The following is a 23531-nucleotide window of genomic DNA, read 5'->3' on the forward strand; positions in this document are numbered from 1 at the left end:
CGGTTCCCTCCCCTTCTGTCTGCCCTGCGCAACGACGCGCACGCATGCCCGCACGCGCCCGAAAGCGCAGATCAGAGCCGCATTCCGCCTGTCCGAAGGACGTATCCACCATGGCCGCCACCCCGCAGAACCCTGCCGCCTCAGCGCCCCGCCGCAAGGTGAGCCGTCACCGCGGCGAGGGTCAGTGGGCCGCGGGTCACTTCACCCCGCTCAACGGCAACGAACAGTTCAAGAAGGACGACGACGGTCTCAATGTGCGGACACGCATTGAGACGATCTACTCGAAGCGCGGATTCGACTCGATCGACCCCAACGACCTGCGCGGCCGGATGCGTTGGTGGGGCCTGTACACCCAGCGCAAGCCCGGGATCGACGGCGGCAAGACCGCGATCCTGGAGCCGGAGGAGCTGGACGACAGCTACTTCATGCTGCGCGTGCGCATCGACGGCGGTGCGCTGACGACCCGGCAGCTGCGCGTCATCGGCGAGATCTCGCAGGAGTTCGCGCGCGGCACGGCGGACATCACCGACCGGCAGAACGTGCAGTACCACTGGATCCGGATCGAGGACGTGCCCGAGATCTGGAACCGCCTGGAGGCCGTGGGCCTGTCCACCGTCACCGCCTGCGGTGACACCCCCCGCGTGATGATCGGCTCCCCCGTCGCGGGCATCGCCGAGGACGAGATCATCGACGCGACGCCGGCGCTGGAGGAGATGAAGCGCCGCGTCCTGAACAACCCGGCGTACTCGAACCTCCCCCGCAAGTTCAAGACGGCGATCTCCGGCTCGCCGCTGCTGGACGTGGTGCACGAGATCAACGACGTCGCGTTCGTCGGCGTCCGCCACCCCGAGCACGGCCCCGGCTTCGACGTGTGGGTCGGCGGCGGCCTGTCCACCAACCCCAAGCTGGGCGTGCGGCTCGGCGCCTGGGTGCCGATCGACGAGGTGCCGGACGTCTACGAGGGCGTCATCTCCATCTTCCGCGACTACGGCTACCGCCGGCTGCGCAACCGCGCCCGGCTGAAGTTCCTGGTCGCCGACTGGGGCGCGGAGAAGTTCCGCCAGGTGCTGGAGGACGAGTACCTCGGCGGCCGCAAGCTCGTCGACGGGCCCGCCCCCGAGCAGCCCGTGCAGCAGTGGCGCGACCACATCGGCGTCCACCGCCAGAAGGACGGCCGCTTCTACGTCGGCTTCGCGCCGCGCGTCGGCCGGGTCGACGGTTCCACCCTGACGAAGATCGCCGACCTGGCGGAGGCGCACGGCTCGGGCCGGGTGCGCACCACGGTCGAGCAGAAGATGATCATCCTGGACGTCGAGCAGGACCAGGTCGACTCGCTCGTCGACGGCCTGGAGGCCCTCGACCTCACCGCGCGTCCGTCCTCCTTCCGGCGCGGCACCATGGCCTGCACCGGCATCGAGTTCTGCAAGCTCGCCATCGTCGAGACCAAGCAGCGCGGCTCCACCCTGATCGACGAACTGGAGCGCCGCCTGCCGGAGTTCGACGAGCCGCTCACCATCAACCTCAACGGCTGCCCCAACGCCTGCGCCCGTATCCAGGTCGCGGACATCGGTCTCAAGGGCCAGCTGGTCCTCAACGACCAGGGCGAGCAGGTCGAGGGTTACCAGGTGCACCTGGGCGGCGCGCTCGGCCTGGAGGCCGGCTTCGGCCGCAAGGTGCGCGGTCTGAAGGTCACGGCGGACGAGCTGCCCGACTACATCGAGCGCGTCCTAAAGCGGTTCCAGGCCGAGCGCCAGGACGGCGAGCGGTTCGCCGCCTGGGCGGCCCGCGCCTCCGAGGAGGCCCTGTCGTGAGCGAGCGTGCGGCGCCCTTCTACTGCCCGTACTGCGGCGAGGAGGACCTGCGCCCCAGCGAGGAAGGTCACGGGGCCTGGGAATGCGCGGCCTGCAACCGCGCATTCCAGCTGAAGTTCCTCGGGCTGCTGGCCCGGGGGCTGAAGCAGGCCGACAACGGAGGGGACCCGACATGACGACGGCTCAGCGAGAGCGCACGGCAGACGAGTTGAAGGCACTGGCCGAGCAGGCGGGACGCGACCTGGAGGACGCCTCCGCGCTGGAGATCCTCCAGTGGGCGGTCGACACCTTCGGCAAGGGCTTCTGCGTCACCTCCTCCATGGAGGACGCGGTGGTCGCGCACCTGGCGTCCCGCGTGCTGAAGGGCGTGGACGTCGTCTTCCTCGACACCGGCTACCACTTCGAGGAGACCATCGGCACCCGCGACGCGGTGGAGGCCGTGATGGACGTCAACGTCATCACGCTCACCCCGCGGCAGACGGTCGCCGAGCAGGACGCCCAGTACGGGCCGAAGCTGCACGACCGCGACCCCGACCTGTGCTGCAAGCTGCGCAAGGTGCAGCCGCTGGAGGAGGGCCTGAAGGGCTACCAGGCGTGGGCGACAGGCCTGCGCCGCGACGAGTCCCCGACCCGGGCGAACACCCCGGTCGTCGGCTGGGACGAGAAGCGGCAGAAGGTCAAGATCTCCCCGATCGCCCGCTGGACCCAGGACGACGTGGACGCCTACGTCACCGAGCACGGCGTGCTGACCAACCCGCTGCTCATGGACGGCTACGCCTCCGTCGGCTGCGCCCCCTGCACCCGGCGGGTGCTGGAGGGCGAGGACGCGCGCGCCGGCCGCTGGGCGGGCCGTGCCAAGACCGAGTGCGGGCTGCACGGATGACGACGAACCACCAGGACGATCAGGAGAGCGACGTGACGAGCGGAGCCACCGTCTGGCTCACGGGTCTGCCGAGCGCCGGCAAGACCACCATCGCCTACGAGCTGGCCGGCCGGCTGCGTGCCGAGGGCCAGCGGGTGGAGGTGCTCGACGGCGACGAGATCCGCGAGTTCATCTCCGCGGGCCTCGGCTTCTCCCGCGAGGACCGGCACACCAACGTGCAGCGCATCGGCTTCGTCGCCGAACTGCTCGCCCGCAACGGCGTGAAGGTCCTCGTCCCGGTCATCGCGCCGTACGCCGACAGCCGTGACGCGGTGCGCAAGCGGCACGAGGCGAACGGCACGACGTACCTGGAGATCCACGTGGCCACGCCGGTCGAGGTGTGCTCCGTGCGGGACGTCAAGGGCCTGTACGCCAAGCAGGCCGCGGGCGAGCTGACCGGCCTGACCGGGGTCGACGACCCGTACGAGGAGCCCGAGGCGCCCGATCTTCGGATCGAGTCGCAGAACCAGACCGTGCAGGAGTCCGCGGCCGCCGTGCACAGCCTGCTGACCGAAAGGGGACTGGCATGACGACCGTCGCCACCGCCCAGGAGGGCACGGACACCCCGTACGCCCTCTCCCACCTGGACGCCCTCGAGTCCGAGGCCGTGCACATCTTCCGCGAGGTCGCGGGCGAGTTCGAGAACCCGGTGATCCTGTTCTCCGGTGGCAAGGACTCCATCGTCATGCTGCACCTGGCGCTGAAGGCGTTCCGGCCGGCGCCGGTGCCGTTCGCGCTGCTGCACGTGGACACCGGGCACAACTTCCCCGAGGTCCTGGAGTACCGCGACCGCACGGTGGAGAAGCACGGGCTGCGGCTGCACGTGGCCTCCGTGCAGGACTACATCGACCGTGGTGTCCTCAAGGAGCGCCCGGACGGCACCCGCAACCCGCTGCAGACGCTGCCGCTGACGGAGAAGATCCAGGCGGAGAAGTTCGACGCGGTCTTCGGCGGCGGCCGGCGCGACGAGGAGAAGGCCCGCGCCAAGGAGCGGGTGTTCTCGCTGCGCGACGAGTTCTCCCAGTGGGACCCGCGCCGCCAGCGGCCCGAGCTGTGGAACCTGTACAACGGCCGGCACGCCCCCGGCGAGCACGTGCGCGTCTTCCCGCTGTCCAACTGGACCGAGCTGGACGTGTGGCAGTACATCGCCCGCGAGGGCATCGAGCTGCCCGAGATCTACTACGCGCACGAGCGCGAGGTGTTCCAGCGCTCCGGCATGTGGCTGACCGCCGGCGAGTGGGGCGGCCCCAAGGAGGGCGAGACGGTCGAGAAGCGGATCGTCCGCTACCGGACCGTCGGTGACATGTCCTGCACCGGTGCCGTCGACTCGGACGCCGACACCATCGAGAAGGTGATCGCGGAGATCGCCGCGTCCCGGCTGACCGAGCGGGGCGCCACCCGCGCCGACGACAAGCTGTCCGAGGCCGCGATGGAAGACCGCAAGCGCGAGGGGTACTTCTAGAGATGAGCACGACCACGACCGAGGAGCTCTCGGCCACCACCCTGCTGCGGTTCGCCACGGCCGGTTCCGTCGACGACGGCAAGTCCACGCTGGTGGGCCGGCTGCTGCACGACTCCAAGTCGGTCCTCGCCGACCAGCTGGAGGCCGTGGAGCGCGTCTCCGCGAGCCGCGGCCAGGAGGGCCCGGACCTCGCGCTGCTCACCGACGGCCTGCGGGCCGAGCGGGAGCAGGGCATCACCATCGACGTCGCCTACCGCTACTTCGCCACGCCCCGGCGCCGGTTCATCCTGGCCGACACCCCGGGCCACGTGCAGTACACGCGGAACATGGTCACCGGCGCCTCCACCGCCGAGCTGACGGTGATCCTCGTCGACGCCCGCAACGGCGTCGTGGAGCAGACCCGCCGGCACGCCGCGATCGCCGCGCTGCTGCGCGTCCCGCACGTCGTGCTCGCCGTGAACAAGATGGACCTCGTCGGCTACGCGGAGTCGGTGTTCGCCGCGATCGCCGAGGAGTTCACCGCGTACGCCACCGAGCTGGGCGTGCCCGAGGTGACCGCGATCCCGATCTCGGCGCTCGAGGGCGACAACGTCGTGGAGCCCAGCGCCCACATGGACTGGTACGGCGGGCCGACCGTCCTGGAGCACCTGGAGACCGTCCCGGTCGCCCACGACCTGCGGCACTGCCACGCGCGGCTGCCCGTGCAGTACGTGATCCGGCCGCAGAGCGCCGAGCACCCCGACTACCGCGGCTACGCGGGCCAGATCGCCGCCGGCACCTTCCGCGTCGGCGAGTCCGTGACGGTGCTGCCGTCCGGGCGGGCCACGAAGATCGCCGCAATCGACCTGCTGGGCGAGTCCGTCGACGTGGCCTGGACCCCGCAGTCGGTGACCCTCCTGCTGGAGGACGACATCGACATCTCCCGCGGCGACCTGATCGTGCCCAGCAAGGACGCCCCGCCGACCACGCAGGACATCGAGGCGACGGTCTGCCATGTGGCGGACGAGCCGCTGCGGGTCGGGCACCGGGTGCTGCTCAAGCACGGCACGCGCACGGTCAAGGCGATCGTGAAGGACATCCCGTCCCGGCTCACGCTGGACGACCTGTCGCTGCACCCGCACCCGGGGCAGCTCGCCGCCAACGACATCGGCCGGGTGAAGATCCGCACCGCCGAGCCGCTGCCGGTCGACTCCTACGCCGACTCGCGGCGCACCGGCTCGTTCATCCTGATCGACCCGAACGACGGCACCACCCTGACCGCGGGCATGGTCGGCGAGTCGTTCGCCGCGCCGGAGCCGGTCAAGGACGAGTCCGACGACGACGGCTGGGACTTCTGAGCATGAACTCCAACGGTTTCTACGGCACGTTCGCGAAGGAGGGCGGCCGCGTCGGCAGCGGCGCCCTCGGCAGCGGACAGGGCGGGGTGGCGCGATGTGTGCGCTGACGTACGCGCACTGCCTGCGCGCCCTCACCCCCCACCTGCGTGAACGAAGACCTGCCGACCTCCCGGCCACGGCCTGAGAGACCGTGACCGCCGGGCCAACGAGAGGAACACCTCCCGTGCCTGCCAGCTCCGTGCTTGTCCGCCGCGGCATCGCCGCCGTCGCCGCACTTCCCCTCCTCGCCCTCGCCGCCTGCGGCTACGGCTCCAACGCCAAGGACGACTCGTCCGAGCAGAAGGTCGCCGCCGGCGCCGAGAAGATCGACGGCCTCGACTCCGTCAAGATCGGCTACTTCGGCAACCTCACCCACGCCACCGCCCTGGTCGGCAAGCAGAAGGGCTTCTTCCAGAAGGAGCTGGGCGCCACCCGGGCCAAGTACCAGGTGTTCAACGCCGGCCCCTCGGAGATCGAGGCGCTGAACTCCGGCTCCATCGACATCGGCTGGATCGGCCCCTCCCCCGCGATCAACGGCTACACCAAGTCCGAGGGCAAGAGCCTGCGGATCATCTCCGGGTCGGCCTCCGGCGGCGTGAAGCTCGTCGTGAACCCGGAGAAGATCAAGACGCTGGACGACGTCAAGGGCAAGAAGATCGCGACCCCGCAGCTCGGCAACACCCAGGACGTGGCGTTCCTCAACTGGATCGCCGGCAAGGGCTGGAAGGTCGACGCGCAGAGCGGCAAGGGTGACGTCTCGGTCGTCCGCACCGACAACAAGGTCACCCCGGACGCCTACAAGTCCGGGTCCATCGACGGCGCGTGGGTGCCGGAGCCGACCGCGTCGAAGCTGGTCGCCGAGGGCGCGAAGGTGCTGCTGGACGAGGCCGACCTGTGGCCGGACAAGAAGTTCGTGATCACGAACGTGATCGTGTCGCAGAAGTTCCTCAAGGAGCACCCGAAGGCGGTCGAGGCGGTGCTGCGGGCCTCGGTCGGGGCCAACAAGTGGATCAACGCCAACCCGGAGCAGGCGAAGGCCGCGGCCAACGCGCAGCTGAAGGAGGACTCCGGCAAGGCCCTGCCGGCCAAGGTCCTCGACCCGGCGTGGAAGTCCGTGCAGTTCATCGACGACCCGCTGGCCGCGACGCTGAACACCGAGGCCGAGCACGCGGTGAAGGCGGGGCTGCTGAAGCAGCCGAAGCTGGACGGCATCTACGACCTGACGCTGCTGAACAAGGTCCTCGCCGCGCAGGGCGCGAGCCCGGTCGACGACGCTGGCCTCGGCACCAAGTAAGCCCGTAATCCCGAGAGTTCCCAGGAGGTGACGACCATGGCCACCGCGATCGCCAAGGCCGTAGGCGTCGAGTCGGTCGAGCACGCCGCGCGCATCGAGAACGTCTCGAAGTCCTTCGCCGGGCCCGCCGGGCAGCAGCTCGTCCTGGACGACATCACCCTCGATGTCGCGCCGGGCGAGTTCGTCACCCTCCTGGGTGCCTCGGGCTGCGGCAAGTCCACCCTGCTGAACCTGGTGGCGGGCCTGGACCGGCCCACCGCCGGCAGCATCACCACCGACGGGCGTCCGGCTCTGATGTTCCAGGAGCACGCCCTGTTCCCGTGGCTGACCGCGGGCAAGAACATCGAACTGGCCCTGAAGCTCCGGGGCGTGCCCAAGGGCGAGCGGCGCTCCCGCGCCGAGGAGCTGCTCGAACTGGTCCGGCTGAACGGGTCGTACGGCAAGCGGGTGCACGAGCTGTCCGGCGGTATGCGCCAGCGCGTGGCGATGGCCCGGGCGCTCGCCCAGGACAGCCGGCTGCTGCTGATGGACGAGCCGTTCGCGGCGCTGGACGCGATCACCCGGGACGTGCTGCACGACGAGCTGACCCGGATCTGGGCGGAGACGGGCGTGTCGGTGCTGTTCGTCACGCACAACGTGCGCGAGGCCGTCCGGCTCGCCCAGCGGGTCGTGCTGCTGTCGTCGCGGCCGGGCCGGGTGGCGCGCGAGTGGCGGGTCGACATCCCGCAGCCGCGCCGGATCGAGGACGCCCCGGTGGCGGAACTGTCCCGGGAGATCACCGAAGTACTGCGTGGGGAGATCCGCCGACATGGCCAGCACTGAGACGACCGACACGACGGCGGACACTCCGCCCGTCAAGGACAGCCTCGGCGGGCTGGAGGCCGGGCTCGACGCGCTGGAGACCTCGGCCGCCGGCCGTCCCCCGCTGAAGCAGACGCTGCTCAACAAGGTTCTGCCGCCGGTCGTCGCCGTCGCCGTGGTGCTGGTGATCTGGCAGGCACTGATCTCGTTGAAGATCGTCGACGATCCGACGAAGCTGCCCTCGCCCGCGGACGTCGGCAACGAGTTCAAGGACGCCTGGCTCGCCGGCACCCTGCTCGACTACATCTGGACCAGCGTCTCGCGCGGTCTGCTCGGCTTCCTGTTCGCGCTCGCCATCGGCACGCCGCTGGGGCTGCTGGTGGCGCGGGTGAAGTTCGTGCGGGCGGCGATCGGGCCGATCCTGTCCGGGCTGCAGTCGCTGCCGAGCGTGGCGTGGGTGCCGCCGGCGGTGATCTGGCTGGGTCTGAACAACTCGATGATGTACGCGGTGATCCTGCTCGGCGCGGTGCCGTCGATCGCCAACGGGCTGGTCTCCGGCATCGACCAGGTGCCGCCGCTGTTCCTGCGGGCGGGCCGCACGATGGGCGCGACGGGGCTGCGGGGTGCCTGGCACATCGTCATGCCGGCCGCGCTGCCGGGCTATCTGGCCGGTCTGAAGCAGGGCTGGGCGTTCTCCTGGCGGTCGCTGATGGCCGCCGAGATCATCGCCTCCTCCCCCGACCTGGGCATCGGTCTGGGCGCGCTGCTGGAGAACGGCCGCAACGCCAGCTCCATGTCGATGGTGTTCGAGGCGATCATCCTGATCCTGTTCGTCGGTATCGCGATCGATCTGCTGATCTTCAGCCCGCTGGAGCGGTGGGTGCTGCGCAGCCGCGGTCTGCTGGTGAGGAACTGATCCGTATGTCCCCGAACCCGGTCCTCCTGGTCATCGCCCACGGCAGCCGCGATCCGCGGCATGCCGCGACCGTGCACGCCCTGGTGGAGCGGGTGCGGGCGCTGCGGCCGGGGCTGCGGGTGGAGACCGGGTTCCTGGACTTCAACATCCCGTCCGTGCACGGGGTGCTGGAGTCCCTGGCGGCACAGGGCGTGCGGGACGTCGTCGCCCTGCCGCTGCTGCTGACGCGCGCCTTCCACGCCAAGGCGGACATCCCGGCGGTGCTGCGGGACGCGCCGCCGCGGCTGCGGATCCGGCAGGCCGAGGTGCTCGGCCCGTCCCCGCTGCTGCTGTCCGCGCTGGACCGGCGCCTGTACGAGGCGGGGCTGTCCCCCGCCGACAAGTCCTCGACCGGGGTCGTGCTGGCCTCGGCGGGGTCCTCCGACCCGGAGGCGATCGCAGTGATCGCTGATATCGCGCGGGAGTGGCGGCACACCGGTTGGTGCGCCGTGCGGCCTGCGTTCGCCTCCGCATCCCTTCCCCGCACCGAGGACGCGGTACGCCGGCTGCGCGCCCTCGGCTGCGCGCGCGTCGCCGTCGCCCCGTACGTGCTGGCCCCCGGCTTCCTGCCGGACCGCATCGCCCGGGGCGCGGCGGACGCGGACGTCCTCGCGGACGTCCTCGGCCCGGCGCCGGAGGTGGCGCGGCTGCTGCTGGAACGGTACGACGGGGCGCGGGTGCCGCTGGTCGCGGCGGTGGGGGCCTGACCGTCCCCGGCGGACGGCATCAACGGCACAGTCCGTCGCCGAGTGCCGTGCGGGCGTAGCGGACGATGCGGCCGCTGCGGGTGCGGGTGAGCAGGCCCGCGTCGTAGAGGACCGCCAGGTGCTGGCTGACGGCGCCCGGGGTGACGTCGAGGCGGTGGGCCAGTTCGGTGGTGGAGGCCGGCTCGGCCAGCAGGAGCAGCAGGCGGGCGCGGGGGCGGCCGAGGAGGCGGACGAGGGCCTCGCCGGTGACCGGGGGCGGCTCCTCGGAGAGGGTGGCCCGGCCGCGCGCCGGATACATCATGACCGGGGGCCGGCTGGGGTCGATCAGCGGCTGGGCGCCGCGGGCGAACAGCGTCGGCAGCAACACCATGCCGCGTCCCTCGATGCTGACACCGGTCCAGGGCGCGGGCACGTTGAAGTCCCGGGTGGACAGCCGCAGTCGGCCGTCGGTCCAGCTGAGCCGGTGGTCGAGCCCGGCGAACAGTGCCACGGCGCCCTGCTCGGCCAGGGTCCGGCCGCGGTGGGCGAGGTCGGCCTCCAGGATGGTCCGCACCCTGGGCCACCAGTCGGCGGCCAGGCAGGTGTGCCAGTAGGCGTCCAGGGCGCGGACGATCCGGTCCAGGAAGGCGGCCGGGTCGGCGAGTCCGCGGGCGACGACCGGGGGCAGCGACTGCGGGGTGCGGTAGGTGGCGCGGAAGTCGGCGTCGACGACGTCCGGCGGGGTGGCGGCGAGCCGGTCGAGTTCCTCGGCGAAGCCCGGGCGGGCGCGTTGGGGGCGCGGGGTGAGGAAGTCCGGCACCCACAGCCAGGGCGCGACGAGCGCGGTGAGCAGGTCGCGGTCCAGGCCGTCGAGGTGCGGGCGGATCCGGCGCAGCCAGGGCCGGTGGTGCGGGTAGCGGGCCGGGTCGTGCAGGCAGCGCAGCGAGAACACCGCCTCCTGGAGCGGGGAGTAGGCGAAGGAGGTGGTGGCGAGGTCACCGATGGCGAACCGGAACTCGATCATTGAGCGCCACGCTAAATCATTGTCGGCGCCATGGGGAGGCCGGGTTGGCTTGTCGCATGACCACGACACCCGTGTCCCCCGCCCCCGGCCAGAGCGGCCCCGACACCCCCCGCCCCGACACCCCGCGCCGCGCCACCCGCGCGGCCGGACTGCTTCCCGCCGATCCGGCACTGCGGCTGGCGAGCGTCCTGACGCTCGTCAACGCCCTGGGCAACGGTCTCTACTTCCCGCTGGGCGTCCTGTACTTCACGCGCGTCGTCGGACTGGACGCGACCGCGGTCGGCATCGGCCTGACCGTCGCGGGCCTGACGGGCGTGGCGGCCGGGGTGCCGGCCGGGCGGGCGGCGGACCGGTGGGGCGCGCGGCGGGTGGGGGCGCTGCTGTGGGGCGGCACCGGGGTGGCCACGGCGGCGTACGCGCTGGTGGACTCCTACGCCGGTTTCCTGCTCGCCGTGGTGTGCGCGACGGGGCTGCAGATGGCGAGCCGGGGTGTGCAGGGCGCGCTGTACGCCGATGTGCTGCCGGCGGCGACGCGGGTGGAGGCGCGGGCGTACCTGCGGATGGTGGTGAACGTCGGCATGGGCATCGGCGGCGTGTTCGGCGCGGTCGCGCTGCAGATCGACACCGAGTCGGCGTACGTGACGGTGATCATGGTGAACGCGGTGTCGTTCGCGGGTCCGGCACTGCTGCTGCCGCGGCTGCCGCTGGCACCGCACGTGGCCGAGCGGGCGCCGCTGGACGCGGACGCGCCTGCGGCGGAGCGCTGGCGGGCGGTGCGGGACCTGCCGTTCCTCGCGGTGACCGTCCTCAACGCCGTGCTGGTCGTGCAGTACTCGCTGTCCGAGGTGGGGCTGCCGCTGTGGATCGTGGAGCGCACGGACGCGCCGCGCTGGACGGCGGCCCTGCTGATGATCGTCAACTGTGTGCTGGTGGCGCTGCTGCAGGTGCGGGTGGCCCGCCGCGCCTCGCAAGTCCCCTCCGCGGTACGGGCGATGGGTTGGGCGGGGCTGCTGCTCGCGGCGTCCTGCGCGGTGTACGCGCTGTCGGCCGGCCTGTCCCCGGTGTGGGCGGTGGTGGCGCTGACCGTCGGCGCGGTGGTGCAGGTCTTCGCCGAGGTGCTGTCGGCGGCCGGCGGCTGGACGCTCGGCTACGAACTGGCCGACGCCCGCGCCCACGGCGTCTACCAGGGCGTCTTCGGGGCGGGCATGTCGGCGGGCATGATGTCCGGCCCGGCCCTGGTGACCGTCACCGCGATCGCCCACGGCTCGGTGGGCTGGGCGGCATTGGGCGTGCTGTTCGCGGTGGCGGGCCTGGCGGTGGCCCCGGCGGTGCGGTGGGCCCGCCGGGACGGGGCGTGGCGGGGCGAGCCGGCCTGATCCCGGCCCGTCAGGCGAACGACAGTCCTCCGGTCCGGGTCCGCTTCACCTCGAAGACGTCCGGGTCGGCCGCCAGTACCCGGAAGCCGTCGAAGAGGCGGGCGGCGCGCTCGCCGCGTGGGACGGCCCGCAGCACCGGCCCGAACCAGACCGTGCCGTCGACGTGGAGGGTCGGCGTGCCGACGTAGCCGCCGGATTCCGGCTCGGCGCCGGCCTCGTGGCTGCGGCGCACGGCGTCGTCGTACGCCGGGTCGTGCGCGGCGGCGGCCAGCTCGGCGGGGAGGCCGAGTTCGGCGAGGGACTCGGCGACCACGGTGTCGTAGTCCTCCTGCCGCTGCTCGTGGATGCGGGTGCCGAACGCCGTGTACAGGTCGCGCAGCACCTTCTCCCCGTGGCGTTCGGCGGCGGCCACGGCGACCCGGACCGGGCCGATCGACTTGTCGACCAGCTCGCGGTACCAGTCGGGCAGGTCGTTGCCGGTGTTGTGCAGGTAGAGGCTCATCGCCCGGAAGCGCAGGTCGAGCGGTCGCTGCCGTTCGACCTCCAGCAGCCAGCGGGAAGTGATCCAGGCGAAGGGGCAGGCGGGGTCGAAGTAGAGGTCCACGCGGGTGGGCGAGGTGGTCGGCGTCGTCATACCGCCGACGTTAGGCGGTGATTGGGGCGGTGTCCCGGTCCACTGATGCACCTTTTCATTGGTCCATTCGGGCCGGCTGCCGGGGGTCGCGTCCGCTGGCCGCGAGCGCCCGGGCGAAGGCGGGGGCGTCCTCGGGGACGGGGACCGGGTCGGCGAAGCCGTCGTAGCGGCGGTAGATCTCGGCGTGCCGCTCGACGACGCCGAGGAGGAACCGGGCGGCGTCCTCGGAGACGCGGAACTCCTGGCCGGTTGCGGTGGCCACGTCCCAGCCGTGCACCGCCAGCTCCTTGACGATCAGCGCGGCGATCTCGGCGGCGGGCAGCGCCATGGAGCCGAGGTCGATCTCGCCCTCCCACACGGCCGGATCGCGCCAGGCGTCGAGCGCGCGCTCCAGTTGGCCGGCGTAGGCCTCGGCCCAGTCGGGGTCGGCGGTGAAGTCGCGGGCCGTCAGCTCCTCGGGCAGCGGGATACGGCGGGCGCGGTGCTCCAGGCCGTGGGAGGTGTACAGGACCCAGTGGTTGACCAGGGTGCGCACGTCCCAGCCGGCGCAGTGGGTCGGCTCGTCCAGCCGGCCGGCCGGGACACCGCGCGCGACGCGGGCCGCCTCGGCGGCGCACTCGGTCAGGAGGGGGAAGGTCGTGTCGTACGTCATGCCCCCACGCTAGGCAGCGGCGGCCGCGGGTTCTTGAACAAACGCGACGGCGGCGGCCGGGCTCACTCCTCGGTCAACTCCACCAGTTTCCGTACGGTGTTCCAGTTCCGGCTGGTCGCGATCAGGCCCTTGGTGACGCGGGGCCGGGAGAGCACCTCGGCGAGCTTGGAGCGGCCGAGGCCGTCGGGGACGTACAGGTACAGCGCGCGGTCGCCGAGGCGGAACTCCTCGGGCCGGAAGGCCACCTGGTCGATCTCCGTGAACCGCTCGGGGGTGACGGGCGCGGAGAAGTAGGTGACGTGGAGCTGCTTGGGCTCCAGCGTGTCGGCCGGGAACGGGCAGGCGTCGGCGACCGCCGCGAGGTAGGCGTGGTCGCGCACGAGCACGTCGACGGCGAAGCCGAACCGCTTCTCGATCGCCCGGGCCAGCCCGGCGGCGAGGGACTCCTCGTCACCCCGCTCGGCCCCGAAGGCGGCCTGCCCGCTCTGGAGGTAGGTGCGGACGCGCGTGTGGCCCAGCCCTTCCAGCAGGGCACGCAGGTCGGCCATCGGGACCTTGCGGCTGCCGCCCACGTTGATCCCGCGCAGCAGGGCGGCGTACATCGTCGTCATGTCCCCACCCTAGGCGGTCGACCGTCCCCGATCACCGTCCCCGAGGGCCGCCGGTAGGTGTAGGGGGCAGGGTCCTCCTCAGTGCGGAGGGCGCGGGGGGCCGAGCGGAGGAGCCGGGTCGGCGACAGGTCACCGGGCAGCACGACGAGATGGCTTTATCCGGCCCCTACCGTCGATGTGAAGGGTGGCGGCAGGGGGTCGCCACCGAAGTCAAGGGGGGCAGGCCCGTCATGGCAAGTTCACAGGCGCGGGTACGGGGACTCGCCGCGCGGGCCGGCGGATGGAGCGCCCGGCACCGGTGGGCGGCGGTCGGCATCTGGGTGCTGTTCGTCGTCCTGGCGATGGGGCTGGGCTCGGCGGCGGGCCGGGTGGACGTCAAGGACAGCGACCAGCTGAAGGGCGAGACACACACCGCCGCGAAGATCATCGAGGACGCGGGGATCGAGGAGCCGGCCAGTGAGACGGTCCTGATCCAGGCCAAGGGTACGGGGCTCAAGGCCACCGACGGGGAGTTCCGGCAGGCCGTCGGGGACGTCGTGCGGGCGGTGCGGAAGACCGGCGCGGTCACGGACGTCACCTCGCCGTACGACACCGGAACGGTCTCCAAGGACGGGCGCAGCGCGCTGGTGCAGTTCGACATGCGCGGCGCGTCGGACACCGCCGGGGAGCGCGTGCAGCCGGTCCTGGACGCGGTCGCCGGGGTGCAGAAGGAGCACGCGGGCACGCTGCGGATCGAGGAGATCGGCGGCGCGAGCATGATGAAGACGTTCGACGACGCCTTCGGGGACGACTTCCAGAAGGCCGAGTTCTCGGCCGTGCCGGTGGCCCTCGGCATCCTGCTGATCGCCTTCGGCGCGCTGGTGGCGGCGCTGCTGCCGGTGCTGCTGGCGATCACCGCGATCATGGCGACGATGGGTCTGATGGGCGTCGTCAGCCATGTGATGCCGATGAGCGACACCGCCAACTCCGTGATGCTGCTGGTCGGTATGGCGGTCGGGGTCGACTACTGCCTGTTCTACCTGCGCCGTGAGCGCGAGGAGCGGGCGGCGGGCCGGGACGCGCGGACGGCGCTGCGGATCGCCGCCGCGACCAGCGGCCGGGCGATCGTGGTCTCCGGTGTCACGGTGTGCGTGGCGATGGCGGGCATGCTCTTCACCGGTCTCGCCGAGTTCGAGGCGATGGGCCTGGCGTCGCTGATCGTGGTGGCCGTGGCGATGGTCGGCTCGGTGACGGTGCTGCCCGCGCTGCTGTCCCTGCTGGGCGAGCGGGTCGAGAAGGGCAGGCTGCCGTTCCTGCGCCGGCGGGCGCGCAGGGCGTCCCCGCAGAGCGGCAGCCGGATCTGGAGCACGGTCCTGCGCGGGGTGCTGGCCCGTCCGGTCGTCTCGGTCGTGGTGGCGGTCGGCGCGCTGGCGGCGATCGCGGCGCCCGCGCTCGGCATGAAGACCCAGCAGCTCACGCTGGACCAGGAGTTCGGCGACTCGCTGCCGATCGTGCAGACGTACAACCGGGTCAACGAGGCCTTCCCCGGCGGTTCCGAGCCCGCCGAGGTCGTCGTCCGGGCACGGGACATCGACGATCCGCGGGTGCAGGACGCGCTGGCCGCGTTCAAGGAGCGCGCGGTCTCCTCGGGCGCCTCGCGCGGCCCGGTCGAGATCAAGACGCACGCCGCGCAGAACGTCGCCTTCGTGTACGTCCCCCTGGTGGGCGGTTCCGACCAGGACAAGGCCGGCGCGAGCCTGGAGAAGCTGCGGGACGAGGTGCGTCCCGCCACGCTGGGCCGGGTGGAGGGCGTGCAGGCGCCGATCACCGGGCAGGTCGCCGGGTCGCACGACTTCAACGACCAGCTCGCCGGTTCCGTCGTCCCGGTCTTCGCGTTCGTCGTGGTGTTCGCGTTCCTGCTGATGCTGCTGTCGTTCCGGTCGCTGACCGTCGCGATCACGTCGATCCTGCTGAACCTGCTGTCGGTGGGCGCCGCGTACGGCATCCTCGTCGCCGTCTTCCAGCACGGCTGGGGTGCCTCGCTGGTCGGGGCGGAGGGTGTCGGCGCGATCGTCAGCTGGCTGCCGCTGTTCCTGTTCGTGATCCTGTTCGGCCTGTCGATGGACTACCACGTGTTCGTGGTGTCCCGGGTGCGCGAGGCGCGGCTGCGGGGCCGTACGACCAAGGACGCGATCGCGCACGGCGTGGTCACCACGGCGGGGGTGGTCACCAGTGCCGCCGTCATCATGGTCGCCGTCTTCGCGATCTTCGGGACGCTGTCCATGCAGTCGATGAAGCAGATGGGCGTGGGCCTGGCCGCGGCCGTGCTCATCGACGCGACGGTCATCCGCGGTGTGCTCCTGCCGGCGGTGATGGCGCTGCTCGGTGAGCGCAACTGGTACCTGCCGAAGTGGCTGCACCGGCTGCCGGACCTGACCCACGACGAGGCACCGGAGGCGATCGAGGCGCAGGAGGTGAGCGGGGGCGAGCCCGTCCGGGTCTGAACCCGCGTCCGTTGCGGGGCCCGTCCGGCTCCTTCGGGAACCGGCGGGCCCCGTGGCACGTCCTCATGGCCGACCGGCGCACCACCTGACCATCTGTCACCTCGGGGGGGGACAGCACATGGACGGCACCATGGACCGGCGCGCGCTGCTGCGCGGTGTGCTCGCGGGCGCGGTCGCGGCACCGGCCGCGGGACTGCTGACGGCGGGCACCGCCGAGGCGGCGCCCGCGGCGTTCGACGTACTGCTGGGGGACGTCACCTCGGGCACGATCTACCAGTTCGCCCGGACCAAGCCGTTCACCCGGGCGAACGTGAAGTGGTCGTTCAAGCCCTCCGGCGGGCATCCGATGGAGCACCGGGTCCGCGACACGTCCGCGGACGGCCGGATCCTGCTGGTCGCGACCGGCACCCGGGACAGCGGGGTGGCGAGCATCCGCCGCCGCAGCGACAACAAGCTGCTGTGGTCGGCGTCGCTCGGCACCTATCTGCACTCCGTCGAACGGGCGCCCGGCACCGGTGTCGTGGTGGTGGCGGGCCGCAGCAGGGGCCCGGCGCCGGGCGGTGACGGCGGCGCCACCAAGGGCGGCAGGATCTATGTGTACCGGCCCACCGACCGCTCCAGCCGGTCCCTGGTCAAGGCCCAGCAGTTCGACTTCCACCAGGCGCACGGGCTGCTGTGGGACCCGCAGCTGGAGCGCATGTGGATCATCGGCGGGAGTGTCCTCCAGGCGTACCGGATCGTGACGACGGCGAGTTCGGCCAAGCTCGTCGCCGATCCCGGGCGCCGGGTCAAGGTGACCCGCGGCCACGACCTCCAGCCCGACTACACCAGCCCGGGCCGCCTGCTGTTCACCGACACCAACGGCGTGTACGGCTACGACAAGACCACCAAGAAGGTCACCCTGCTCTACGGCCGCCACCATGTGAAGTCCTTCGTGCGGCACGCCTCCGGCGAGGAGATGTGGACCGGCGCCGCCGACGGGGGCAGCGCCTTCGGCACCAAGTGGGTCCACTTCAACCGGGCGGGGGCCCGCGCCCTGGAGACGGGCGGCGGCCCCGTCGTGTACAAGGCGCGGATCCTCGACCCCGCGTACCTGTAGGCGGGGTCAGCCGGCGGGCAGTTCGGCCTCGATGAGGTCGGCCGCCCGCCGGGTGCCGCCCTCCTCCGCCATCTGCGCCTGGATCTCCTTCAGCCGGCGGGCCACCTCCGGGTCGTCGACGAGGGCGAGGGCCGTCTCGCGCAGCGTCTCGGCGGTCGCCTCGGCCGTCGGCAGGTGCCGGGCGACGCCGAGGCCCTGGAGCACGTCCGCGTTGCCGAACTGGTCCGCGGCCTGCGGTACGGCGATCATCGGGGTGGCGGTGGCCAGCCCCTCCTGGCTGCCGCCGGCGCCGGCGTGGGTGACGAACAGGTCGGCCTGCTTCAGGACCGCCAACTGCGGTACCCAGTCGCGCACTTCGACGCTCGCCGGTACGTCGCCCAGTTCGGCGGGGTCGACGTGCTTGCCGATCTGCAGGACGAGGTGCCAGCCGGGCAGGTCGCCGAAGGCCCGTACGCACTCCCGGTAGAAGGCCGGCTGCCGGGTGAAGGCCGATCCCAGCGAGACCAGGACGACCTTGTCGGCACCGGCGGGGCGCCGCCAGCCGCCCTCCGCCTCGCGGTCGCCCTGGCAGGCGCCGACGAAGGTGTACACGTCCGGGTCGACCCGGTCGGCGTTCCACTGGAGCGCCCTGGGGATGAGGACGAGCGAACGGGCGGGGCGGCCGGCGAAGTCGTCGGGGTGCAGATCGATCCCGTTCTCCTGCAGCCAGGCCTGGAAGCGGGCGTAGTACGCCTTGCCGCGCTCGGTCTTCTTCGGCTCCTCCCACATCGGGGTGGCCACCTCTTCCTCGTACCCCGCCCAGGCCACCATGTGGGGCGCCAGGGAGATCGCGGGGACGCCCCAGCGGTGGGCGAGGACCCGGGCCGGGTAGGAGGCGGTGTCGTGCAGCACGAGGTCGGGCTCGTCGCCCTCGTAGGCCTCGGTCAGCTGGGGCAGCGCCTGCACGGCGTCGTCCAGGAACGGCTCCACGTTGTCGAGGAGGGTGGTCCCCCAGGCCGACGGGTCGTCGTCGGGGGCGGGCAGGATCGAGGTCCAGGGCTTCACCTCGGCACCGGTCTCGGCGACCTTGCCGGCGAGGGCGGGCGGGACGGCGTAGGTGACGCGGTGGCCGCGCGCGACGAGCTCGCGGATCACCTCCAGGCTGGGGTTCACATGGCCGTGGGCGGCGATGGAGAACATGGCGATGTGCGCGCGACGGGTCATGCCCCCGACGCTAGACGAGACGAGACGTCTCGTGCAACTTGTATGACTGGCTCCTCTCAGTGCTGGTTCTGAACGGCTCCTCTCAGCGTTGGTAGCGGGCGAGGACCAGGTTGCCGTCGCGTTCCAGGCGGCGGCGCAGCTCGTCGAGGCCGATCGCGCCGCTGTAGTACTCCTGGAAGGCGGGGGTGGCGACCTTGTCCTTCCACTCGGGATAGCCGCGGACGGACTGGGCGGGCGCCGAGGTGAGGTGGGCGGCGAGGGCGGTGCCGGTCGCCCAGCCGTCGCGGGCGGTGTGCAGGGCGGGGTCCTTCAGCGCCTCGGTGCCGGTGGGCAGCATCCAGTCGCCGAGGGCGAGGCGGACCATGTTGCGCGGCTGGAGCAGGAAGTCCAGGAAGGCGGCGGCCTCCTTCTTGTGCGGGCTGTCCTGGGCGATCGACAGGGTCTGCGGGCTGACGCCCTGGGTGAGCCCGCCGGCGCCGGCCGGGGCGGGCAGTACCTGCCAGCTGAATCCCTTCGGGGCCTGCTGGGCGATCTGCTGCCGGTAGGAGAACCCGAGCGGCACCATGGCGTACCGGCCGCCGAAGAAACCGGGCAGGGTGTCCGAGCCGCCGCTGCCGAGCGTGGTGCGCGGGGCGCTGCCGTCGGCGGCGAGCTGGTCGCGCACGGTGCGGGGCACGATCTCGTCGGCCGCCTCGAAGCGGATGGCGACCTTGCCGTCCGGGCCGCGGTGGAAGAGGCGGCCGCCCGCCGACAGCGACAGGTTGAGCGTCGCGGAGACGGGCTCCTTCAGCGGCCAGGCCACGCCGTACCGGCCGCCGCCGCTCAGCTCCTTCGTCACCTGCCGGAACTCCGGCCAGGTCCAGGGGTGTTCGGGTGTGGGGATGCGCACGCCGGCCTGCCGCAGCCAGGTCGCGTTGGCCACGAGGACGCGCGGCTCCTGGAGGAAGGGCACGCCGTAGACGCGGCCCTCGAAGGTGGCCGTGTCCCAGCTGCGCCGCGGGATGGCCGCCTTCAGGCGGGCCGGGAGCAGGCGGGTGAGGTCGGCGAGGTAGCCGCCGTGGGCGAAGTCGGCGAGGTCGTCGGCTGCGTCGTGGACGATGTCGGGTGCCTCGCCGCCCTCGAAGGAGGTCAGCAGCTGGTCGTGGACGGAGTCCCAGCTGCCCTGCACGTACCGGACGGTGACGCCCGGGTGGGTGGCGTTCCACTCGCGCACCAGCTCCTTGGTGGCGCGGACGGAGTCGTCCTGCCAGGCGAGGGACTGGAAGCGCAGCACGATACGGCCGTCGCCGCCCCCGTCGGGGGAGGCACAGCCGGCGAGCAGCAGGACGAGGATCGCGATGAGGCGCAGGCGCATCAGCTCTTCACCGCCCCGGCGAGCATGCCGCCCGCGATCCGCCGCTGCACGAGGGCGAAGAAGACCAGCGAGGGCAGGGTGGCGAGGACGGCCGCGGCGGCCAGCGGGCCGAGGTCGGCGACGCCCTCGGCGCCGATGAAGCGGGTCAGCACCACCGGCAGGGTCTGTTTCTCCGGCGTCTTGAGCAGGACGAGCGCGAAGAAGAACTCGTTCCACGCGGTGACGAACGCGAACAGCGCCGTCGCCGCGATGCCCGGCGCGAGCAGCGGCGCGGTCACCGACACCAGGGTGCGCAGCCGCCCGGCGCCGTCGACGGCCGCGGCCTCCTCCAGCTCGACGGGCACGGCCCGGACGTACCCGGTGAGCAGCCACAGGGCGAACGGCAGCGCCCACACGACGTACACCATCACCAGCCCGGCCTGGGAGTCGATCAGCCGCAGGCTCCGCAGCACGAGGAACAGCGGGATGATCACCAGGACGAACGGGAAGGCCTGGCTGACCACGACCCAGCCGCTCGCGGCCCGCGCGAGCCGGGTGCGGCGCCGGGCCATGACGTACGCCATCGGCGTCGCGAGGCATACGGCGATCAGCGCGGCGGCGAGCGCGACGAGCAGGGAGTTGAGCGCGGAGCGCAGCAGGGGCTGCTCGTCGAAGGCCTGCCGGAAGTTGGCGAGGGTGGGGTGCTCGGGGATCCACGTGGGGTGCAGACTGCCCAGTTCCCGCGGGGGTTTGAAGGCGGTGGACAGCAGCCAGAGGAAGGGGAAGGAGAGGAAGGCGAGGTAGGCCAGCAGGGCGGCGTACTGGCCGGCGCGGGTGGCGGCGCGGGTCCTCATCGGTCGTCGTCTCCCCTCAGCCGGCCGGCCAGGAACACCGCGAGGCACACGGCGATCACCGCGACCATCACGCAGCCCATCGCCGCGGCGTACCCGAACTGGCCGTACCGGAAGGCCTCTTCGTAGGCGAACAGCATCGGCAGCCGGGTGCGGCCGCCGGGGCCGCCGCCGGTGAGCACGTACACCAGGGCGAAGGCGTTGAAGTTCCAGATCAGGTTGAGCGCGGTGATGGCGAGGGCGACCGGGCGCAGGGCGGGCCAGGTGACGGCGGTGAAGCGGCGCCAGGCTCCGGCACCGTCGAGGGCGGCCGCCTCGTGCAGGTCGCGCGGGGTGTTCTGCAGGCCGGCGAGGAGGGCGACGGTGGTCTGCGGCAGGCCCGCCCAGACGCCGACGACGATGACGGCGGGCAGGGCGGTGCCGAGGGAGCTGAGCCAGTCGCGGCCGCCGCCGAGGCCGAGGTCGCGCAGGGTCTCGTTGAGGACGCCGGCGTCGGGGCTGTAGACCAGCCGCCACATGATGCCGACGACGACCTCCGGCATGGCCCACGGCACGATCGCGAGGGCGCGGGCCAGCCAGCGCAGTCGCAGGTCCTGGTTGAGCAGCAGGGCGAGGCCGAGCGCCAGCAGGAACTGCGGCACGGTCACACCGACGGCCCACACCAGGCCGATCCGGAACGACTCCCAGAACAGCGTGTCGTGCAGCAGGTCCCGGAAGTTCAGCGCGCCGATCCACCGGGTGGGCGCGGCCCGGCCCGACTGGGCGTCGGTGAAGGCGAGCAGGATGCCGTAGAGCAGCGGGCCGACGCTCAGCACGAGGATCGGGATCAGCGCGGGCAGGACCAGGAACCAGGCGCCGCGGTCGAGGGAGCGGGCGGGGCGGTGGGCGGGCGGGGCGGGTAAGGCCGGTCGTTTCACGTCGGCCACTGATGTCACGGAATCAGCCCCTTTGCGATCCGGTTGGCATGGTCATGGTGGTGACCGCATGGGAGTGCGTCAAGGGGCCGCGCACACCGGCCGACCTGTGCGAATGCGAGACTGACCGACGACCGCTCAGCAACGGCACGGATCAGGCCACGGATGAGGACACGGAGGCGGACGGGATGGACGAGGCACGGGCGCGGGAGGTGCTGGCCACGGCGGACGTGCTGCCGGGCCCGGCCGGAGGGGCGCGGCTGCTGGCCCTCGGCGAGAACGCGGTCTTCGCCGCCGGTGACCTCGTCGCCAAGGTCGGCCGCGACGCCGAACTGCTGCCCCGGGCCGCGCGGGAGCTGGACATCGCGCTGTGGCTGGAAGAGGCCGGTGTGCCCGCCGTGCGCGCCGCCCGGCCCGAGCCGCTGCTGGTCGACGGCCACCCGGTGACGGTGTGGCACCGGCTGCCCGATCCGGTTCGGCCCGCCGGGCCGCGGGACCTGGCGGAGCTGCTGCGGATCGTGCACGCGCTGCCCGCACCGCCCGTCGCGCTGCCGCCGCGCGAGCTGCTGGGCGGCGTGGAGCGCTGGCTGCGCCTCGCGGGCGACGCGATCGACCCGGCGGACGCGGCATACCTGCGCGAGCGCCGCGACGGCTTCGCGGCCGCGGCCGCCGCCCTCACCCCGCACCTGCCGCCGGGTCCCATCCACGGCGACGCCCTGCCGCGCAATGTGCACATCGGCCCCGGCGGTCCGGTCCTGGTCGACCTGGAGACCTTCTCCGCCGACTTCCGCGAGCACGACCTGGTCGTCATGGCCCTGTCCCACGATCGCTACGACCTGCCGACGCAGGAGTACGACGCCTTCACCGAGGCCTACGGCTGGGACGTGCGCGCCTGGGAGGGGTGCGCGGTGCTGCGCGGGGCGCGGGAGACCGCCAGCTGCGCCTGGGTGGCCCAGCACGCGCCGGGCAACCCGAAGGCACGGGCGGAGTTCGAACGACGGGTAGCGTCGCTGCGGGACGGGGACGAGACGGTGCGGTGGTATCCGTTCTGAGCTAGTCCCGGGCGTCGATGCTGGTGTCGATGCTTTCGTCGTCCCGGTCCCGGATCACCGTCGCCGCCCGGCGCAGTTCCGTCAGGACCGTGCGGACCGCTCTGCGGGCCGTGCGTTCCGGGCGGTGGAGGGCGTCGATGTGGCGGCGGGCGCGGACCCCGGTGAGGGGGCGCAGGACCAGGTCGGGGTGGCGGGGCATGGTCCAGCGGGGCATCAGGGCGATGCCTCCGCCGGCGGCCACGGCCTCCGCGACGACCGCGAACTCGTTGATGCGGTGGGCGAGGTGGAGCCGGCGTCCCGCCGCCGCGGCGATCGCCTCGATGGTGGCCAGCACCGGGAACCCGTCGTGCACGGTGATCCACGGTTCGTCGGCCACGTCCTTCGGGGTCACCCGCCGCTTGGCCGCCAGCGGGTGACCCGCCGGCATCGCCACGTCCAGCGGCTCCCGCAGCAAGGTCGTGGCCGTGACCGTGCGCGGCCAGGGCGGGGTGTGGTCCAGGCGGTGGGCCAGCACCAGGTCGTACTCCCGGGTGAGCCGGGGGAAGTCCTCCTGCGGCACGTCCTCGTCGGCGAGGGCCACCCGGGGCATGCCCGGGGCGGCGAGCGCGCGCAGCAGCGGCGGGAAGAACGCCGCGCCGGCGCTGTGGAACGCCGCCACCGACACCTCCCCGTCCGGCCTGCCGAGAAACCCTTCGACCGCTCCCCTGGCCCGCGCCAGCGCCGCCTCCACCTCGATCGCCGCGCCGGCCAGCGCCTGCCCGGCGTCGGTGAGCACGAGCCGTCTGCCCTGCCGCTCGGTGAGCGGCACCGGCACGGAACGCTGGAGCAGCCGCAGCTGCTGGGAGATCGCCGAGGGCGTCACCAGCAGCGCCTCGGCGACCGCGGTCACGCTGCCGAGTTCGCCCAGCTCCCGCAGGATCCGCAGCTGCCGTTCGTCCATGTCCGCAGTGTAGGGGCACAGTGAAGGACTGCTAAAAGATCGTTTTAGGAAG

22 protein-coding genes and 1 pseudogene are annotated in these 23531 nt (G+C 72.4%); 14 read left to right on the plus strand and 9 right to left on the minus strand.

Going from position 1 to position 23531, the window contains the following annotated elements; all coding sequences use genetic code 11:
* Nucleotides 1-110: 110 nt before the first annotated feature.
* The 10 genes from IE308_RS07485 to IE308_RS07535 all read left to right on the plus strand — a co-directional run bounded on the left by IE308_RS07485 (nt 111) and on the right by IE308_RS07535 (nt 9328).
* Entirely contained in the window at nt 111-1811 is a 1701-nt protein-coding gene (locus IE308_RS07485) for a nitrite/sulfite reductase (RefSeq protein WP_190217090.1), read from the plus strand.
* Nucleotides 1808-1987, plus strand: a complete 180-nt coding sequence (locus IE308_RS07490) for a hypothetical protein (protein ID WP_110632194.1) — start codon at nt 1808-1810, stop codon at nt 1985-1987. The genes IE308_RS07485 and IE308_RS07490 overlap by 4 nt, the downstream gene beginning before the upstream one ends.
* Entirely contained in the window at nt 1984-2694 is a 711-nt protein-coding gene (locus tag IE308_RS07495; protein WP_190217091.1) for a phosphoadenylyl-sulfate reductase, read from the plus strand. The genes IE308_RS07490 and IE308_RS07495 overlap by 4 nt, the downstream gene beginning before the upstream one ends.
* Nucleotides 2691-3263, plus strand: coding sequence for an adenylyl-sulfate kinase (cysC, locus tag IE308_RS07500; protein ID WP_190217092.1), 573 nt, complete (start codon nt 2691-2693; stop codon nt 3261-3263). The genes IE308_RS07495 and cysC overlap by 4 nt, the downstream gene beginning before the upstream one ends.
* Nucleotides 3260-4195 (plus strand): sulfate adenylyltransferase subunit CysD, encoded by a 936-nt coding sequence (gene cysD, locus IE308_RS07505; RefSeq protein WP_110632184.1) that lies wholly within the window; start codon nt 3260-3262, stop codon nt 4193-4195. Before cysC ends, cysD begins: the two co-directional genes overlap by 4 nt.
* A 2-nt stretch (nt 4196-4197) precedes the next feature.
* Complete coding sequence (locus IE308_RS07510; RefSeq protein ID WP_190217093.1) at nt 4198-5532, plus strand: sulfate adenylyltransferase subunit 1; 1335 nt, start codon at nt 4198-4200, stop codon at nt 5530-5532.
* Nucleotides 5533-5755: 223 nt separating this feature from the next.
* Complete coding sequence (locus IE308_RS07520) at nt 5756-6865, plus strand: aliphatic sulfonate ABC transporter substrate-binding protein (RefSeq protein ID WP_190217094.1); 1110 nt, start codon at nt 5756-5758, stop codon at nt 6863-6865.
* A gap of 36 nt (nt 6866-6901) precedes the next feature.
* Nucleotides 6902-7687: an ABC transporter ATP-binding protein gene (locus IE308_RS07525; RefSeq protein ID WP_110632174.1), complete on the plus strand. Its 786-nt coding sequence runs from the start codon at nt 6902-6904 to the stop codon at nt 7685-7687.
* Nucleotides 7674-8582, plus strand: coding sequence for an ABC transporter permease (locus IE308_RS07530; protein ID WP_110632171.1), 909 nt, complete (start codon nt 7674-7676; stop codon nt 8580-8582). Before IE308_RS07525 ends, IE308_RS07530 begins: the two co-directional genes overlap by 14 nt.
* Before the next feature lie 5 nt (nt 8583-8587).
* The gene (locus tag IE308_RS07535) at nt 8588-9328 is read left to right on the plus strand and encodes a sirohydrochlorin chelatase (protein WP_190217095.1); all 741 of its coding nucleotides are present in this window, start codon (nt 8588-8590) and stop codon (nt 9326-9328) included.
* Between the two features lie 19 nt (nt 9329-9347).
* Here IE308_RS07535 and IE308_RS07540 read toward each other — a convergent pair whose 3' ends face one another.
* Entirely contained in the window at nt 9348-10331 is a 984-nt protein-coding gene (locus IE308_RS07540) for a helix-turn-helix domain-containing protein (protein WP_229908726.1), read from the minus strand.
* A gap of 56 nt (nt 10332-10387) precedes the next feature.
* On the opposite strand from IE308_RS07540, the gene IE308_RS07545 reads away from it, so the two are divergent.
* Nucleotides 10388-11707, plus strand: coding sequence for an MFS transporter (locus tag IE308_RS07545; protein WP_190217096.1), 1320 nt, complete (start codon nt 10388-10390; stop codon nt 11705-11707).
* A gap of 10 nt (nt 11708-11717) precedes the next feature.
* Here the strand turns inward: IE308_RS07545 and IE308_RS07550 are convergent, their stop codons facing one another.
* The 3 genes from IE308_RS07550 to IE308_RS07560 all read right to left on the minus strand — a co-directional run bounded on the left by IE308_RS07550 (nt 11718) and on the right by IE308_RS07560 (nt 13604).
* Complete coding sequence (locus IE308_RS07550) at nt 11718-12341, minus strand: mycothiol-dependent nitroreductase Rv2466c family protein (protein ID WP_190217097.1); 624 nt, start codon at nt 12339-12341, stop codon at nt 11718-11720.
* Between the two features lie 55 nt (nt 12342-12396).
* The gene (locus tag IE308_RS07555; RefSeq protein WP_110632159.1) at nt 12397-12993 is read right to left on the minus strand and encodes a TIGR03086 family metal-binding protein; all 597 of its coding nucleotides are present in this window, start codon (nt 12991-12993) and stop codon (nt 12397-12399) included.
* Nucleotides 12994-13055: 62 nt separating this feature from the next.
* Nucleotides 13056-13604 (minus strand): DUF1697 domain-containing protein, encoded by a 549-nt coding sequence (locus IE308_RS07560; protein WP_190217098.1) that lies wholly within the window; start codon nt 13602-13604, stop codon nt 13056-13058.
* 230 nt (nt 13605-13834) lie between these two features.
* On the opposite strand from IE308_RS07560, the gene IE308_RS07565 reads away from it, so the two are divergent.
* Complete coding sequence (locus IE308_RS07565) at nt 13835-16087, plus strand: MMPL family transporter (protein WP_110632154.1); 2253 nt, start codon at nt 13835-13837, stop codon at nt 16085-16087.
* A 118-nt stretch (nt 16088-16205) separates the two neighbouring features.
* The gene (locus IE308_RS07570; RefSeq protein WP_190217099.1) at nt 16206-17186 is read left to right on the plus strand and encodes a hypothetical protein; all 981 of its coding nucleotides are present in this window, start codon (nt 16206-16208) and stop codon (nt 17184-17186) included.
* Between the two features lie 6 nt (nt 17187-17192).
* On the opposite strand, the pseudogene mgt reads toward IE308_RS07570, so the two are convergent.
* The 4 genes and pseudogenes from mgt to IE308_RS07590 all read right to left on the minus strand — a co-directional run bounded on the left by mgt (nt 17193) and on the right by IE308_RS07590 (nt 21508).
* Nucleotides 17193-18426, minus strand: a pseudogene (gene mgt / locus IE308_RS07575) (macrolide-inactivating glycosyltransferase).
* Between the two features lie 45 nt (nt 18427-18471).
* Nucleotides 18472-19743 carry an ABC transporter substrate-binding protein gene (locus tag IE308_RS07580; protein ID WP_190217100.1) on the minus strand — a complete coding sequence of 424 codons (1272 nt, stop codon included), beginning with the start codon at nt 19741-19743 and terminating at the stop codon, nt 18472-18474.
* Nucleotides 19743-20576 carry a carbohydrate ABC transporter permease gene (locus tag IE308_RS07585; protein ID WP_190217101.1) on the minus strand — a complete coding sequence of 278 codons (834 nt, stop codon included), beginning with the start codon at nt 20574-20576 and terminating at the stop codon, nt 19743-19745. The genes IE308_RS07580 and IE308_RS07585 overlap by 1 nt, the downstream gene beginning before the upstream one ends.
* A complete protein-coding gene (locus IE308_RS07590; protein ID WP_190217102.1) occupies nt 20573-21508 on the minus strand; it encodes a carbohydrate ABC transporter permease in 936 nt (311 codons plus the stop codon). Before IE308_RS07590 ends, IE308_RS07585 begins: the two co-directional genes overlap by 4 nt.
* A gap of 167 nt (nt 21509-21675) precedes the next feature.
* Here IE308_RS07590 and IE308_RS07595 point away from each other — a divergent pair, with 167 nt between their 5' ends.
* Complete coding sequence (locus tag IE308_RS07595) at nt 21676-22539, plus strand: phosphotransferase enzyme family protein (protein ID WP_190217103.1); 864 nt, start codon at nt 21676-21678, stop codon at nt 22537-22539.
* Nucleotide 22540: 1 nt separating this feature from the next.
* On the opposite strand, the gene IE308_RS07600 is transcribed toward IE308_RS07595, so the two are convergent.
* Nucleotides 22541-23479, minus strand: a complete 939-nt coding sequence (locus tag IE308_RS07600; protein ID WP_190217104.1) for a LysR family transcriptional regulator — start codon at nt 23477-23479, stop codon at nt 22541-22543.
* Nucleotides 23480-23531: the final 52 nt, after the last annotated feature.

This window comes from Streptomyces griseosporeus, from assembly GCF_014656055.1.
Classification (GTDB): domain Bacteria; phylum Actinomycetota; class Actinomycetes; order Streptomycetales; family Streptomycetaceae; genus Streptomyces; species Streptomyces griseosporeus.